This is a genomic window from Xylanibacter ruminicola (genome assembly GCF_900107775.1).
Lineage (GTDB): Bacteria > Bacteroidota > Bacteroidia > Bacteroidales > Bacteroidaceae > Prevotella > Prevotella ruminicola_C.
Genome location: NZ_FNRF01000002.1, coordinates 368,682 through 384,751 on the forward strand (window position 1 = coordinate 368,682; position 16,070 = coordinate 384,751).

A 16,070-nucleotide genomic window follows, 5' to 3' on the forward strand; every position below is an offset into this window, starting at 1 on the left:
ACAATGAAGAAATATATAGGATTATGCATCGTAGCCTTGAGCGTGGGACTGACGTCGTGCGGCGACTTCCTTGATAAGTTGCCCGACAACCGTACCGAGGCAAATACGACCGAAAAGATTCAGAAGTTGTTGGTGGCTGCTTATCCCACCCACGACCACATGGCATTTACCGAATATGCATCCGACAATGTGGATGAGATTATCAGCAATGCCTCGTATAAGGACCGTTTCACCGAGGAGTGCTACGGTTGGGTAGATATGACCGAGACCAACAACCAGAGCACTCGCAGCTACTGGATGGACCTTTACCAGTGCATCGAGACTGCCAACCTGGCACTCGAGGGTATCGAGAGCATGGGTGGTGCCACCTCGCAGACACTTCGCGAGATGCAGGCCGAGGCCCTGCTGTGCCGCGCTTACGCTCACTTTATGCTGGTTAACCTGTTTGCACCTCATTACGATGCTAACAACGCCAATGCCATGGGTATTTCGTATGTTACCGCCTCTGAGACTCAGCTTAACCCACAGTACCAGCGCGAAACCGTGCTCGAGAACTACAAGCACATTGCCGACGACCTGGAGAAGGCTCTGCCCAATGTAGGCGACAGCTACTATCAGGTGCCCAAGTACCACTTTAATAAGAATGCAGCTTATGCTTTTGCATCGCGTTTCTACCTGTATTACGAGAAGTACGACAAGGTGATTGAGTGTGCCGACAAGGTGCTGGGAACCAACCCTGTAACCATGCTGCGCGACTGGGACGTGCTGAACACCATGCCCGATGGTTCTGCCTCACAGCAGGATCCAACAGCCAACCACGTGATTGCACCTACACTCAACTGCAACCTTCTGTTGCTCACGTCGTTCTCTAATCAGCCCCTTTATTTCGGTGGTTGGAGCACTGGTAAGGGCTATACCCACAATGCTTATCTGGCTACCAACGAAACCATTGGTGCGCTGGCTAAATACTGGGGTGGCAGCTACAGCTCATTTGCTATGGCCCCCAAGCGCTATACCAGTCGTAACTACTGGTCGCAGTGGCGCCTGCCTTACCTGTTCGAGGTTACCAACCAGGCAGCTGGTACAGGTTACCGCCACACCGTTTACAACGCCTTTACTGGCGACGAGGTGTTGCTGAACCGTGCCGAGGCCTATATCATGCAGAAGAACTTCACCAAGGCTGGCGAGGATCTCACCATCTGGATGCGCAACGTGGCTAAGGCTGCCTACCGCGGTTTGGTGGTTAACGAGGAGCGCGTAAACAAGTTCATGAACGCCCTCAGCTATGCTTACGATGATAAGAACGGCACACCTAAGGCCAGTCTGACATCATCGCTCAAGAAGCACCTGAACCCCAAGTTCACCATCGATGCCGAGGGTTCTTCACAGGAGAACATGATCCAGCTGGTACTGGCATGCCGTCGTTACGACACCCTGCACGAGGGTAAGCGTTGGTTCGACATCAAGCGCTGGGGTATCGAGATTCCACGTCGTACGATTAATAGCGCTGGTAACCCCGAGGAGATTACCGACTGGCTCACTGTCGACGACCCACGTCGTGCCATCCAGATTCCTCAGGAGGTAGTAAGCGCTGGCTATGAGCCAAACCCACGCGACGAGGTTGCTCCAAGCCAAGAATTAATTGATAACTGTATAAGGGAGTATTAAACTATGAAGAAGTATATTTATTACATCATACCCATGATGCTGTTGTCGCTGACACTGACATCATGCAGTGAGGACGGCTTGAGTTCAACCAGCGTCATCACTACCGACAGCTACACCAAGAACGAGTTCGACAAGTGGCTGGAAGAGAACTATCGCAAGCCTTATAACATCGATTTCAAGTATCGTTACGAGGAGATCGAGAGCGATCTTAACTACTATACCGTGCCAGCGCAGCTCGAAGGATCTATCAAGATGGCCCACCTGGTAAAGTATCTGTGTATCGAGACCTATAACGAGGTGGCTGGCATCGAGTTCACACGTTCTTACTTCCCCAAGATGTTCTTCCTGAGCGGTGTGTGGGAGTATGAGAATAACGGTTCAATCGTGCTGGGTACCGCCGAGGGTGGTAAGAAGATTATTCTGCACGGTATTAACTTCCTCGACAATGTGCTTGCCGGCAGTTATGGTGGTTATACACCCACCGAGGGCTTGAACCACTACTTCCTCAAGACCATCCATCACGAGTTTACTCACATTTTGAATCAGACTCGCGACTATCCTACATCGTTCCGTCAGGTAACACCTTCGTCGTATGTTAGCGATAGCCAGTTCTCTGAGCCTTATCGTAGCGCTTACCTCAAGCGTGGTTTTGTTACGGCCTATGCTCAGACCAACTCTAACGAGGACTTTGCCGAGATGGTTTCGATGTACGTTACACACGATGCCGATTGGTGGGAAAACCTGCTGAAGAGTGCCGAGACAACATGGTCGGAAGATCCAGATCAGGCCGAGACCGGTCGTGTGCTCATCGAGCAGAAGCTCGACATCGTTCGCGAGTATATGTTCAGCACCTGGAATATCGATATTGACCAGCTGCGTAGCACCATTCTGCGCCGCCAGAGCAATGTCATGGCTGGCCACGTAGATCTGATGGATCTCACCGTAAATTCACAAAATTAATCAAGGAGGATCATTTTTATGAAAAATAAGATATTAGCATATTTGCTCTTGATGATGCCAGCACTGCTCGCAACATCATGTTTGAAGGATCAGGACAACCTGTTCGAAAAGTCGGCCTCGCTCCGCGTGTCAGAGTATCTCAGCAATACCAAGCGCGTGTTAACCAGCTCTGAACACGGATGGGCGCTCGATTTCTTCCCCGATCGTAAGCAGAGTTACGGTGGTTATTCATATACCCTGAAGTTCACCGACCAGACCGTTGAGGTGTGCAGCGAGATCTCTAACGATCTCACATATACCGAGACCTCTACCTACAGCCTCGACAACGAGGACGGACCTGTTATCGCGTTCGATACCTATAATAATATCTTCCACTTCTTCTCTACACCTAGCAGTGGTAGCGGAGCCGGTGGCTACGAGGCCTACGATGGCGATTTTATCTTTATCATCATGGATATCAGCGACGATGAGAACACCATCACCCTCAAGGGTGTCCGCTCGGGCAACATCCTCTACATGCACCGCATCAGCGAGAGCATCGTAGATTATCAGCTGCGCCTGAACAACTTTGTCAACAACCTGGTGTTCGACCTGGCTACTGCCGAGATCGACGGTCAGAAGTATGTGGTGAACATCCTTGCCGACGACCGTATGATCGTGATTGGCAAGCCTGGTAGTGGCGAGGAGGATATCGAGGTGCCTTTCTGCTTCGATAGCGATGGTATCTCGCTCTACAAGCCTGTAACCATCGGCGAGAAAGAGGTTCGTGTGTTCAAGTACGACGAGCCCAACGGTGCATTTGTTTCGCAGGAGGACAACAGCGTGGTATTCTATGGTCAGCTCAGCCCTTCGATAGTTATCAACAATATCGGCGACAAGATTACATCGGGTAACGCTGCTGCCGAGCTGAAGTACACATTTAATCTGGCCGACCGATTCACTTACACACCAACAGCCGACTGGATTAATGTAAAGGCCGAGGGTAACAGCTTAACCATCAGCCTGGCTGCCAACACCACTGGCACTCCCCGCTCGGGAGCCATCGAGGTGGCTGGTAATGGCGAGAAGGCTATGATTAGCGTTACTCAGATCGAGGTGGCCGACCTGCTGGGCAACTACACCGTAAATGGTTTGGATAGCGATAATCAGGCTGTGGCCGACCCCGCTACCATTACTACCAACGGCGCCTTCTACACACTTACCATCCACTATGGCAGCTATCCACAGACTGTCAAGATGTTGTGGAATGCCGACGAGGGACGTTTCGAAATCCCATCAGCACAGGCCACAGGTACCATCGGTCAGTACAGCATTTGGCTCACCTTCCTTAACGCTGCTTCGGGCACCTGGACGGCTGCAAATACCGGCTATACAGCTTACCTCGTACCCACAATAGCCAGCGATGGTAAGGTGAACCTGCTGCTTGGTGGTAGCTATGGTACCTATAACATCGACTGCCTAGGCTTCGGTACAACCCTCAGTGGTACCGATTACTTCTACGATTACTATGCAGATCCCGTATTTATTAAAAAGTAAGAATCATTAGCATTATGAAAAAGATAATTAGTTTAGTAGCTTTGCTGGCCGGCATTGTTTTCGTTACCTCGTGTAGCAGCGATGATGCCAGCTATGTACCCACACCAAAGCTCGAGATAAAGAGTGCCCAGGTGCTGTTCGATGCCGAGGGTGGCGATGGTAGCATCGTACTTAATACCACTGGTACCGTTACCGCTACCACCGATGCCAGCTGGCTTTCGCTTGCTGTACAAGGCAACACCGTTACAGTTACTGCCAATCCCAACATCACTCTTAATGGCCGTTCGGCAGTTATCAATCTTGCTTCGGGCGATACCCAGGCACAGGTAACCGCCACACAGAAGGGTAGTATATATGGACTTTATTCCGACCTGGATTTGAAGTTCGACGACGCTGCACGTTCGCTCAGCATTTCTATCGACCACCCTTCAACTGTGCAGCTCAAAAGTCTTGACAGCTGGATTGAGGCATCGTTCAACGAAGCCACCGATCAGATCGACATTCAGGTGGCTGAGAACAAGTCAGGCTGGCGCCGTTCGGGCAAGCTCGTTGTTGAAACTGCTGGTTTGCGCGACACCCTCAAAATCACTCAATTCGAATTCCTGAATGATATCCAGGGCACCTATCTCCTGGTTTACCAGAGCAATGGGCAGTGGGTTTACACCACGGTTGACCTCTCTCGCACCAACGATAGCAATGGCGGTCAGATCACCTTCCTCAGTGGTTCTTATGCCGCTAATGGCTTTACCATCCCGGTAGAGTTCAATGTAGCAAACGAGAGCTTCAGCATCTACAACCTTGCCGAGATGGGTGGTAAATACACCAAGGGTGGGGTAGAGTACGGTGCTATGACCATGGTGATGGGCCTCAGTGCCGACAATAAGATCTATCGTTTCAACAACGATAAGTTAGCTATTGAGTGTAAGCTTATTGAGGAAGATGGTGCTATCTTGTTTGATATGGTGCCCAACAGCGAGCTCGATCCCAAGTACAGCCTCTATGGTCTGCGTATTGGTTACACCACAGGTGGTTATTCCGGTTATGTAGGTGCTGTTGCCACCTTCCCCCAGTGCTATCTGTTGAAATACTAGTTACCCGCGTAACCGCATGATAAAAACCGATGCTCTGAATCCTCAGGGCATCGGTTCTTTTTTGTTTCCGCGTTTTTTCGTTTTCTTACAAGGCGCCTACGCCGCTCGGCTATGCCGCTTGGCTTGTCCAAGAACTCGTGGTTCTTCGGGGCTAAGCCCCGATGCACGATGTCGCGCCCAGTGCCGTTACAATCGCTGTCGCAATACTCGCAATCATCTGTACGATAAACTTCAATGTTTCCTTCTTAGTCATAATTCTTCAATTTTTACATTCTTCCATTTCATAATTTTTACATTGGTAGAGTAGGGCGGGGCTAAGCCCCAAACCCTTAGTCGCCATACGACTCATCCTCGTCGCCATTGTTGCCACCTCCGGTATTGCCTCCGGTGTTACCTCCGCCATTGCTTGGCTGATTGCTGCCCTGGCTGTTGCCACCACCGCCACTGTTACTTGGTTTATCCTCCTCGGTCAGCTGTCCTGCAAATGTCTCGGCATTCACAAACTCAGCCCTTTTGATAAACTCCCTGCTCGAGATGTTGGTCTCAGCCTCCTGGTCGGGCAGGAATCTAATGTGCAGGGCTTTCAGGTTCTTGGCTGGCGAGAAATCCTCCTTTCTCAGGGCTCCGCCGGGCTCGTTCTCCAAGGTTGTGAAGAAGATGCCCAGACCGTCGATTTTTACTCGTTTCGAGTTCAGCAGCATCTCCAGCAGACAGCTTCTGAATTTCTCCAGCACTCCGAATACCACGTCGGGGGTGTAGATGCTTCCGTGTTCTGCAATGTGGTTGGCCATCTTTCGGGTGTTCAGTGTTTCGGTGGTTTTTCCTCGGGCAAACCATTTGCCGTAAATCTTCGAGGTCTTGGTGTTGTTCTGCTTCAGCAGATAAAAAATCTTTGCCATAATGTTGTGTGTTTTAATTTTTAAAATGGTTAATAATAAAGGGTGGTTTGTGTCTCTCAAAAGTTGTGCGCGCTTTGTTTTTGATTAACGTTGCAAGGGAAGTGTATCTTTCTTAATGCACTGCAAAGGTACAAAAAATATTTCAAACCACCAAATATTTTAGCCACTTTTTTTATCAAAAAGCAAAAATATTTTGGTTATCCATTTCTTGCGCAAAGAATAGTAATTTTATGGCTCCGAATTTTACGGATTTCGCTCAAATTAGTACAATCTCGTTTCCTGTACTCACCACCACACCGCACGCCGCACGCCGCAACTTTTCCATATCTCACACTCGCAGCATCTTGTCTTTAGAATATTATATATTATTATATATATTATAATATATATAATAATATATAATATTTATAATACTAATAAATCTATCACCACCATCGCACCCATCCACACCGCACAACCAAAAAGTTGCGGCGTGCGGCGTGCGGTGTGCTGCTATCACAACTATATGCATTTTAGCGGAGTTTACAAGCCTAAGCCAATAAACAAATGTTAGGTTTATTCGTATAAAATATTGATGAGGAGAATATAAAAACATTTTCAATAAGTTCCAAATATTTTGGGATTTTTTTTAGTAGAAGTGATTTTATATAAGAAATCTTTTGTATATTTGCACCCAAAAGAACTATCAAAATGAAAATAGAGCAGATATACGAGGTTATAAGATGGGACAGAAGATTTTCCTAGATTTAATCTATCAGAGCATGCAGGACTCTGCACAGCAGGTGCGCCGCTCATTGGGGCGTCCATCATCGCGAGCTACGCGACAGCAAGCATTACGTCAAGTAGCCATGCTGAAGGCAGCGAAGGACAGTGCAAGCCGAGAGCAGAAGTAAGCTCGCTTAACTTATGCCGAGACGTAGCCTGTACTCGCTCGACAGAGCAAGGAGGCCCAGCAAACTGGCAAAAACGAGTAAAAAAACACGGATAAAACAAAAGTTGGGCAATCTCGTACCAAAAACTTCCAAAGCAAAAAAGGGAACTGCAAAATATAGCGATCCTTATAAACTACAGTTGATGAAAGATCATCTCGCAAAAAAATATGAAGGCTATATATACGGGTTGTCCGACTGGTAAATCTATAACAATGCAACATATGGGGCGGAGAATGTTATCGTTTTCTCCGTCCTTTTTTCTTGTATATTGATTTTTTTAGCCTTAATATTGTATTTTTCACAAAACATTTTGTACCTTTGCAAGCAAAGACTAAAAATAATGAACTGAAAATGACAACTATACAAGAACTGATAGCTGAATGTACGGCTTACGACTATAAAGTAGCACTCGAGGAAAGCAAACCTAAAAGCTGGCTTAAGAGTGTAAGCGCTTTTGCCAATGGCATGGGTGGTAGTCTGTTCTATGGGGTAAATAATGAGGGCATCGTAGTAGGACTAGCCGATGTGCAGCATGTGTGCGAAGCTATCAGTTGCAAGATTCGCGACTATATGGATCCTTTGCCAGATGTAGAAATGATTCCGCATAGGATAGACGGGATGGATGTACTACAGCTGAAGGTAAAGTCCGGTAATTACACACCATACTACTACGTGGGGGATGGTCAGCGCATTGCCTTTATACGTGTGGGTGACGAGAGCCTGCCAGCCACCTCCGAACAGATGCTACGTTTGGTTTTGAAAGGTACCAACAGGACTTACGACTCGCTGCTTACCGACTATAAAGTTGAGGACAACTCTTTTGCTTTCTTGGCAAATACTTTTAAAAAGCGAACCGGTCAGGAATGGGATAAAAAGTATCTCCTGTCTTTCGGACTTGTAACTGAAGAAGGTCAGCTTACCAATGCAGGTGCATTGTTTGCCGATTACAGTCCGATGTCGCAGTCGCGTCTGTATTGTACACGATGGGATGGCAAGGAGAAGGGCGATGCCATTAACGATGCTGAGTACACCGGCAACGTACTGCTATTGCTTAATGAGGCTATGAACTTTGTGAAATCTAACACCAAGCGTGGCTGGGAGAAACTGCCTGATGGTCGCAAAAACAAACCCGAGTATGCCGAGCGTGCCGTGTTAGAGGCAATGGTAAACCACTTTATCCATCGAGATTATACCGTGATGGGGTCCGAGGTACATCTGGATATTTACGACGATCGTATTGTTGTAACCTCGCCTGGCGGTATGTGCAACGGTATGCTAATTCAGAATCTGAATATTGCTGATGTGTCTTCCGAGCGCCGCAACCCCATTCTTGCCAATGTGATGGCCCAGCTCGACTACATGGAGAAACGTGGAAGCGGATTAACCCGAATCTGCAACGAAACAAAAGCGCTGGAGGGCTACAGGGACGAATTGAAACCTGTATTCAAATCTACTCCCACTCAGTTCCAAACCATCATTTATGCCAATGCTGAGGAGGAAGTTGGCGTAAATGATGTCACCAAAGATGTCGGAAAAGATGTCGTAAAAGAACTATCTGAGCGTCAGATAGTTATACTGAAAATGTTGTCTCTTAATTCCAGGATTTCAGCAAAGGCCATGTCGGAAAAGATGTCGGAAAAGAATCTTAATGTAGAAAGAACTATCGAAAGAGATTTGGCAAAGCTGAAAAAGTTGGGCATCCTAACTCGAAAAGGAGGTCGCAAGGATGGCGAATGGGTACTAACAGATTTAGGTAAATCGGTATTTGATAAGCTTACAAAATAAGACACCATGAAGGTGTCTTTTTTGTAGCAAATTGCATTTTTTATCCCCATTCTTGTATTTTAGCGGAGTTTTATTATTCATACAACAATCATAGGGACTCGGCAGTACCTTTTAACCCCATCTTTTCCCATTCATCAGCCATACGTCGTTCAGCGTTCCGCCTGATTTCAAGCGAACGCTTAATGCGTGCTAATGCCTCTTCGTACGATATCTTCTTAATTTCCATTATCAATCGAATTATTCCTTTCACTCTGCAAAGCTAGTGAACATTTTCAATAAGTTCCAAATATTTTGGGACTTTTTTAAAAGAAAATACGAATTAATGGTGGGTTTTTACATAAACTTTTGTATCTTTGTAGCCAAATTAAGGCATTGCGAGGTTGGCAACAAAGCGTATTTTACGTAAACAGCTGATTTTCAAAACTTCAACGGGAGTGCGAATTGCTTTGCCAAAATAACATCGTGGATCGAAAAAGATATTGTATCTGATTCGGAAGTGATTCTCTAGTTCGAAAGTCCCTACCAATGACAATCGACAATGCAAGATGAATCGCAAACGGAAAAGGTACGCCTGTATAGGCGTATCCGTTTGTACGTATTTCATCTTGCAAGGTAACTGTGGTAGGGACGCCTGAACTGAGGAATATGAACGACGGGTGCGCTTTCTTTATAGTCTGCGAATAACAATTTAATGAATGATTAGTCCCTACCACAATGACCGATCAAACGCTAAAAATAGAGGTTGGCAGTATTGTTGCCGGCCTTATACCCAATGAATCTGTGGAAATAACCAAGATTCAGAAACTGGGCTCGAAGTATTCACTTTCGTATACGGGAGTGAATAGCCGCCGTGCTGGATCAAAAATAATAACCATCGAGCAAATTGATTCTTTGGAATTACTTACTGCTGATGGTGAGTTTAATTTCAAAGGTAATCCCGAGCAATTTGTACTTTTTGCCGAGGCTGAGCGAATAAAGTCGGCTTATCAGTTTGATCCTCTTTTCGCTATAAACTGTAGTGTTGTCGACCCATTGCCACACCAGGTGGAAGCAGTATATAAATTCTTGCTTCCACAGCCTAAGATTAGATTCTTGCTGGCTGATGATACAGGTGCTGGAAAAACCATCATGACTGGACTGCTACTCAAGGAGTTGTTATTACGTCATTATGTTGAACGTGTCCTGATTATTACTCCTGGCGGACTTACCAAGCAATGGCAGGAGGATGAAATGGGCGTCAAGTTTAATATTCCATTTAAACTTGTCAATCGTAGTGTATTCTCATCAGAACCTACAGTCTTTCAAAATAGCAATAGGGTAGTTGCTAGTATAGATTTTGTTTGCCGCGAAGACATAATGAATGTTTTGTCGAAGACCAGCTGGGATATGGTTATTTTCGATGAGGCGCATAAATTGTCGGCATACGAATATGGTGAGAAGATCTATAAGTCAAAACGATATGAGGTTGCGCATATGCTGTCGCACCAGTGCGAACATTTGCTGTTGCTTACAGCTACACCTCATCGTGGTCGTAAAGATACTTTTAAACGTCTGCTCCAGCTGCTTGATGAAGACATTTTTGCCACAGCTGATCTTGTAACTGAACGTGTACGTGAGCTAAGCGAGACTGGTGCTAATAAGTTTTTTATCCGTAGATTAAAAGAGGATATGAAGGACTGGGATGGTAATCCGTTGTATAAGAAACGTCACACCAAGACTACCAGTTACAATCTTACCCCAGACGAGAAACGACTGTATGATGCAGTAACCCAGTATCTTACAAAGCGAAAGGAAGAGGCTGCACAGTCTAAGAATATCCATGTATCTTTGGCACTTCAGGTTATGCAGCGCAGACTGGTTAGTAGTATTTTTGCCATCCGCAATACGCTACATAAACGTTGGACTGCTCTGCAGGGATTAACAGATGAACTGGAGAAGAACCCATCGCTTTGGAAACAGCGTATCAAGCTTGAGGACTTCGACGATATTAATATTGACGAGCTCGATGATCTGGAGGATGATGAGCGCGATGCACTCGATAATATCCTATCAGACCCAAAGAAGCTAAAGCTTTTCACTACATCAAAGAGTCCTAGCGAGATTAAGGCCGAGACCCAAGAGGTTAAGGAACTATACTTGCTGGCTGACTCACTATATAATCAGCAACAGGAAGAGCAGAAGTATAAGGAACTTAAGCATTTGCTTACCTCGCAGGGGGTTATAGATGGTGAAAAGTTGGTTATCTTTACCGAGCATAAAGACACGTTGTTGTACCTGCAGGAGCGCTTACAAAATAATGGTTACACAGTAGCTACCATACATGGAGGCATGTCGGTAGACGAGCGCCGCCAGTCTCAATGTCAGTTTATGACGCCTGATACTCAGATACTTATCTGTACCGATGCTGCTGGCGAAGGTATCAATCTGCAATTCTGTAGATTGCTGATAAACTGGGATATACCCTGGAACCCCAATCGTTTGGAACAGCGTATGGGACGTATACATCGTTATGGACAGAAAAGCGATGTAATGGTTTTTAATATGGTTGCTGATAATACACGTGAGGGTCAAGTCTTGAAGAAATTGCTTACTAAGTTGGATATTATTCGCGAACAGCTTGGCGATGATCGTGTTTATGATGTAATACAAGATGTGCTAAAGGGTGTTGCGCTTGATAGTATTATTGACTCTGTTCTTAATGGTCGCGAGAGTGATCTTGATGCCTTTATCGATAAGTCAACATCTGAATTAAGCGGAATGTTCAAAAAAAGCATCGAAGAACAAGGCAAAGCTATGGCGCATACTGTTGTTGATTACAAGGAAGCACGTCTGCTAAAAGAGGACAGCGACGAGCGTCGCCTACAGCCCATTTATATCAGGCTGTTTTTTGAGAAAGCATTCAGGTACCTTGGTGGCCAATACCGCGAACTCTCAGATGGAATATATCAGATAGATGTAATACCTGAGTTGATTTCTAAGCGATTGCGCGACAAGTATAATATCTATGCTGAAAATCTCACCCAGCTGTATTTCTTCTTCGATAAGCAGTTGTTCTTGGAGTATCAGGCTTCAACTGCTCAATATGGAAGAGCTCATTACATTAATCCGGGTAATGCACTTTTTGATAGTCTGGTTGATGTAGTCTGCGACCAGTTCCGCGACGAGATGCTTAAGGGTACAGTGCTTGTATCTCCAGAAGATAAGCATCCTTATTTCGCTTTCTTTGTAAAGAATCAAATTAAGGACAACAAAATAATTCAGGATGGAGAACAGAATGTAGTAAACGAGTTGCTGTCGCTGGTATGTCAGCAGGATGGTGAATTCCGTCAGACTTCGCCAGCCAAGTTGCTCGATCTATGTCCGCCTGCTGCATTTGCTAAAGAGATTACTCCACCAGATGTTGTTAATGAAGATGATGTAGTTAGTTGGACTTTTGAAAATATTACCGAACCGATGCTTGTTCAAACACAGCAATTGGTAGAGGAGGATACAGCCCGTCGTAGGGAATACCTACAGTCGGCCTTCCAGCAGATTATCTTTGATATGCAGGGTGAAATCAATGAACTTCAAGCAAAAGTGTTTATTGGCGATGACGAAAAAGCCCAGCAGAAGTTGGAAGCAAAAGAGGCTCGCTTAAAAGAACTTAAGGAGCGTAAAGTTGAACGACTAAAAGAATTGGATGAGGGTATGGACCTTTCGCCAACAGCACCCGAAGTGTTAGGTTGTGCCTACGTTGTACCTCTTAATCAAATGGAATATCAACATAGTTTTGGTATGAGCCGCGATGATGAGGTAGAGGCTATCGGCATGCAGGTGGCTATGGAATACGAACAGGCCAACGGTCGCACTCCAGAGGATGTTTCAAAAGATAATGTAGGTTACGACATTAAGAGTATTGATACTTTGGGCCAGAAACGATACATAGAGGTAAAAGGCCGTGCTGGTACTGATGGCGTCATGCTGTCGGAAAACGAAATGAATCGTTTGGCTCAGCTTGGAAACAGAGCCTGGCTTTATATTGTAACTGATTGTAAGTCAGATCCTAAATTGAATATAATAAACAACCCTGCCAATAGGTTGAACTTTGAACAGAAAACCAAAGGTGTTCAGTTCTATCTCCCATTAGAGGAATGGCAGAATAATATAAACGAATTATGAAAGCTAAGAAACTTATAGAGGTGGCATTGCCCATCAAAGAAATTTCAGCAGAAAGTGTCCGTGATAAGACTATTCATCATGGACATATATCAACATTACATCCATGGTGGGCTCGTCGTCCATTACCTGTTTGTCGTGCAGTTGTGTTTGCTAGTTTGGTGCCAGATCCACTAGATGATAATTGTCCCGAGGCATTTAAGTATGCTGTAGAGATGCTGTTGAATGAAGGCCTTGCTAAATTGCATTATATGCCTTATAAGGATATCCCTTATACCAGCATAGTTGACGAGATGGAGGATAATCATCGTAATCGACTGATGATGTTTATAGGCAAGTTCTCTATGAAATGCCAGGCTGATATGATTGCTGGTAAGGCAACATCACCAAAAGAACAATTGGATGATTGGTCGCTTATTAAATGGGAGAATAAGAATAATCCCAAGATTCTCCGTTTGGCCAGAGAACTGATATTTGTAGCCTATCAGAGCGACAAACGCCCATCTGCTACATGGGAGGAATTGCATGCAGAATTCAACCGCCTTTATGATGCTATACCAGCTGCAGAAAAGCAGCTGTATGAATTAAAGGATCGCCATATTGAAACAGATGAGGTAAAGCAGCGCGAAGCACAACTGCAGGTAGTTATTGATGCATTCCAGAACGAAATGCCATCGGTATTCGACCCCTTTGCAGGTGGTGGCGCTATTCCCTTGGAGGCAGCACGTTTAGGCTGTCGTAGCTATGGTAACGATATTAATCCTGTGGCTCATATTATTGAACGAGGTTCAGCTGAGTTTCCTCAGAAGTATGGTAAGCCTATCGTATATAGTAAGGAGGAGTTTGAAAAGCTATATGGCGATGAGGGTATAAAAATGGCTCAGGAGGATGGTCGAGGTATAACCTTCGATGGAAAAAGTTATCATATACCTAATCGCCTGGCTTTTGATGTTGAGTATTATGCCAAGAAGATATTGGCTGAGACAGAAAAAGAAGTTGGTTATCTTTATCCGGCTGATGAAAAAGGAAACAAGCCTGTTGCATATTATTGGGTAAGAACTGCAAAATGCTCCAACCCATCTTGTGGAGCAGAAGTCCCTCTATTAAAGGGATTTGAATTAGCAAATACATCATCAGCTCGTGTGCACCTTGAACCAAAAATTTTTGGATCTCGTATAGAATTTGAGATTAAAGAAGGAAAATCACCATTAAGGAAAGGATGGAATAATAGAGGAACATTAACATGCCCTTGTTGCGGAAGTATTACTAGTATTGATATTATTAAACGTCAATCAAATACAAATGGTCTTAAGCCAAGATTGGTTTCTATTATATACGAGCAGGAGAGAGGTAAGAAGTATTGTGTTCCAACAGAAAGTCAAATACAACAAATTCAGCAAAAACTAGATCCAATTATTCGTCCTGCAGGGAAAATGCATAAGAATTCTGGTGGAGGCGACACGTTCTCATGGGGCTATAGTCAATGGGGTGATTTGTTTACAGACAGACAAATTTTTGTTATTAATAAAATAATAAGAATCTATCATAAAATAATTAATAATTTTGAGCCAAATTGCTATGGAAGTGCTCTTAAAGCATTGCTTGCGTTATGGATTGATAGAATAATACTTTTAAATACGTCATTTGGTAGATGGAGTCCTAAAGTAGCTGCTATAGTTCACCTGTTTGGTAGGCAAGCTATAGCGATGACTGCAGATTATCCTGAATCAAATCCTTTCTGCTCAAGTTCAGGTAGTGCTTTGAACCAATTAGACTGGGTGCTTCGATATATTGAATCTGAAAGCATTACTCCATTTGTAGCTAGTTTTTTTAATGCCTCAAGTGGTGAAAAAAACCAGTTCGGATCAAAAGAAATATCATCTGTTGTCACAGACCCTCCATATTATGATGCTATTGCATATGCAGATATATCAGATTTCTTTTATATATGGTTGAAACAAATGATAGGTGAAGTGTTTCCAATATGTTTTGCTACTCCACAGACTCCAAAATCAGAGGAATGTACAGCTTTAAAACACCATCATAATGATAGTGAGGAGGAAGCAAAATCTCATTTTGAGAATAAGCTTACTCAAATATTTGATGCGATAGAAGAACAAACTAAAGATATTGTAAGTATTATGTTTGCTCATCAAAGCACACAAGCTTGGACAACTCTTTGTAATTCAATTCTTGGTGCTAGAATGAATATCACAGGTTCTTGGCCTATGGATACTGAAAGGAATGTCAGAATGTTGGCTTTAGGCGGTGCTGCATTAGAATCGTCAGTTACTGTTGCATGTCGTCCATCAGAGCGCAAAGGGTATGCCGATTTTGATGATGTAAAACGTAATATTCGCAACTTGGTAAAAGCTGAAGTAGAAAAACTTTATGGGTTAGGATTCCGAGGTGCAGACTTGCTAACGGCTTGTTTTGGCCAAGCTGTAAGCGCATTCGGACAGTATAAACGAGTGGAAACTGCTGAAGGCGATCCCGTAAGTGTTGGACAGCTTTTGGAATTTGCACGCGAAAGTGCTGCTCAGGCATTACTTGAAGGTGTGCCTGGTGAGCCACAAACCAAGTTCTATTGTGGTTGGCTTCAGATGAATGGCATGTCAGAATGCGATTTTGATGACGTTAACAAGTATACCCGCGTTGGCGTAAACGTGGAAATTCGCAGTCTACAAAGCGATAAGTTGCTGATAACTGACGGAAACAAACAACACCTCGCTACAGCCGAAGAGCATGTGGGCGCTAACCGAAATTGGGGTACTCTGCCTACAGATTACTTGATTTCGCAAGTTCATAGAATGATGCTTGCTTATTTGGGTGGCGATGAGGCGCTTATGAATAAGATGGTAAGAGAGTTGTGCCCTCAGAGCGATGCACCACAATGGCGATTGTTAGATTTCTTGCAAGGTCATTTACCAGAAGGTAAGGACTTGACTGCTGCTAAGGGTATTCTTGCAAATGCAGAAATGTATAGACAGAGATGTAAAGAAGCATATGTGCCTAAGGAGGGTGAATTAGATTTTGGTGAATAA

At 44.7% G+C, this 16,070-nt stretch carries 9 protein-coding genes; 7 read left to right on the forward strand and 2 right to left on the reverse strand.

Features of this window, described 5'->3' with window-relative positions:
- Positions 1 to 3: 3 nt before the first annotated feature.
- The 4 genes from BLU97_RS05595 to BLU97_RS05610 are packed head-to-tail and all read left to right on the forward strand — an operon-like array spanning position 4 to position 5,255.
- A complete protein-coding gene (locus tag BLU97_RS05595) occupies positions 4 to 1,668 on the forward strand; it encodes a RagB/SusD family nutrient uptake outer membrane protein (RefSeq protein ID WP_074760624.1) in 1,665 nt (554 codons plus the stop codon).
- Between the two features lie 3 nt (positions 1,669 to 1,671).
- Entirely contained in the window at positions 1,672 to 2,628 is a 957-nt protein-coding gene (locus BLU97_RS05600) for a putative zinc-binding metallopeptidase (RefSeq protein ID WP_074760625.1), read from the forward strand.
- Between the two features lie 18 nt (positions 2,629 to 2,646).
- Complete coding sequence (locus BLU97_RS05605; RefSeq protein ID WP_081352885.1) at positions 2,647 to 4,164, forward strand: DUF4302 domain-containing protein; 1,518 nt, start codon at positions 2,647 to 2,649, stop codon at positions 4,162 to 4,164.
- A gap of 14 nt (positions 4,165 to 4,178) precedes the next feature.
- A complete protein-coding gene (locus tag BLU97_RS05610; protein ID WP_074760627.1) occupies positions 4,179 to 5,255 on the forward strand; it encodes a BACON domain-containing protein in 1,077 nt (358 codons plus the stop codon).
- Positions 5,256 to 5,406: 151 nt separating this feature from the next.
- On the opposite strand, the gene BLU97_RS15960 is transcribed toward BLU97_RS05610, so the two are convergent.
- Both BLU97_RS15960 and BLU97_RS05615 read right to left on the reverse strand, forming a co-directional pair.
- Positions 5,407 to 5,508: a smalltalk protein gene (locus BLU97_RS15960; RefSeq protein ID WP_013065470.1), complete on the reverse strand. Its 102-nt coding sequence runs from the start codon at positions 5,506 to 5,508 to the stop codon at positions 5,407 to 5,409.
- Between the two features lie 76 nt (positions 5,509 to 5,584).
- Positions 5,585 to 6,154, reverse strand: coding sequence for a hypothetical protein (locus BLU97_RS05615; protein ID WP_074760628.1), 570 nt, complete (start codon positions 6,152 to 6,154; stop codon positions 5,585 to 5,587).
- A 1,283-nt stretch (positions 6,155 to 7,437) separates the two neighbouring features.
- Between BLU97_RS05615 and BLU97_RS05630 the strand changes: the two genes are divergently transcribed.
- The 3 genes from BLU97_RS05630 to BLU97_RS05640 all read left to right on the forward strand — a co-directional run bounded on the left by BLU97_RS05630 (position 7,438) and on the right by BLU97_RS05640 (position 16,070).
- Complete coding sequence (locus BLU97_RS05630) at positions 7,438 to 8,871, forward strand: ATP-binding protein (RefSeq protein WP_074760631.1); 1,434 nt, start codon at positions 7,438 to 7,440, stop codon at positions 8,869 to 8,871.
- Positions 8,872 to 9,585: 714 nt separating this feature from the next.
- Positions 9,586 to 13,029 (forward strand): helicase-related protein, encoded by a 3,444-nt coding sequence (locus BLU97_RS05635; protein ID WP_074760632.1) that lies wholly within the window; start codon positions 9,586 to 9,588, stop codon positions 13,027 to 13,029.
- The gene (locus BLU97_RS05640; RefSeq protein WP_139208848.1) at positions 13,026 to 16,070 is read left to right on the forward strand and encodes a DUF1156 domain-containing protein; all 3,045 of its coding nucleotides are present in this window, start codon (positions 13,026 to 13,028) and stop codon (positions 16,068 to 16,070) included. Before BLU97_RS05635 ends, BLU97_RS05640 begins: the two co-directional genes overlap by 4 nt.

What these genes read in the sequence shown, in the direction of transcription:
- BLU97_RS05595 (WP_074760624.1), top strand. Translation starts at nt 4, where the DNA reads ATGAAGAAATATATAGGATTATGCATCGTAGCCTTGAGCGTGGGACTG.
- BLU97_RS05600 (WP_074760625.1), top strand. Translation starts at nt 1,672, where the DNA reads ATGAAGAAGTATATTTATTACATCATACCCATGATGCTGTTGTCGCTG.
- BLU97_RS05605 (WP_081352885.1), top strand. Translation starts at nt 2,647, where the DNA reads ATGAAAAATAAGATATTAGCATATTTGCTCTTGATGATGCCAGCACTG.
- BLU97_RS05610 (WP_074760627.1), top strand. Translation starts at nt 4,179, where the DNA reads ATGAAAAAGATAATTAGTTTAGTAGCTTTGCTGGCCGGCATTGTTTTC.
- BLU97_RS15960 (WP_013065470.1), bottom strand. Translation starts at nt 5,508, where the DNA reads ATGACTAAGAAGGAAACATTGAAGTTTATCGTACAGATGATTGCGAGT.
- BLU97_RS05615 (WP_074760628.1), bottom strand. Translation starts at nt 6,154, where the DNA reads ATGGCAAAGATTTTTTATCTGCTGAAGCAGAACAACACCAAGACCTCG.
- BLU97_RS05630 (WP_074760631.1), top strand. Translation starts at nt 7,438, where the DNA reads ATGACAACTATACAAGAACTGATAGCTGAATGTACGGCTTACGACTAT.
- BLU97_RS05635 (WP_074760632.1), top strand. Translation starts at nt 9,586, where the DNA reads ATGACCGATCAAACGCTAAAAATAGAGGTTGGCAGTATTGTTGCCGGC.
- BLU97_RS05640 (WP_139208848.1), top strand. Translation starts at nt 13,026, where the DNA reads ATGAAAGCTAAGAAACTTATAGAGGTGGCATTGCCCATCAAAGAAATT.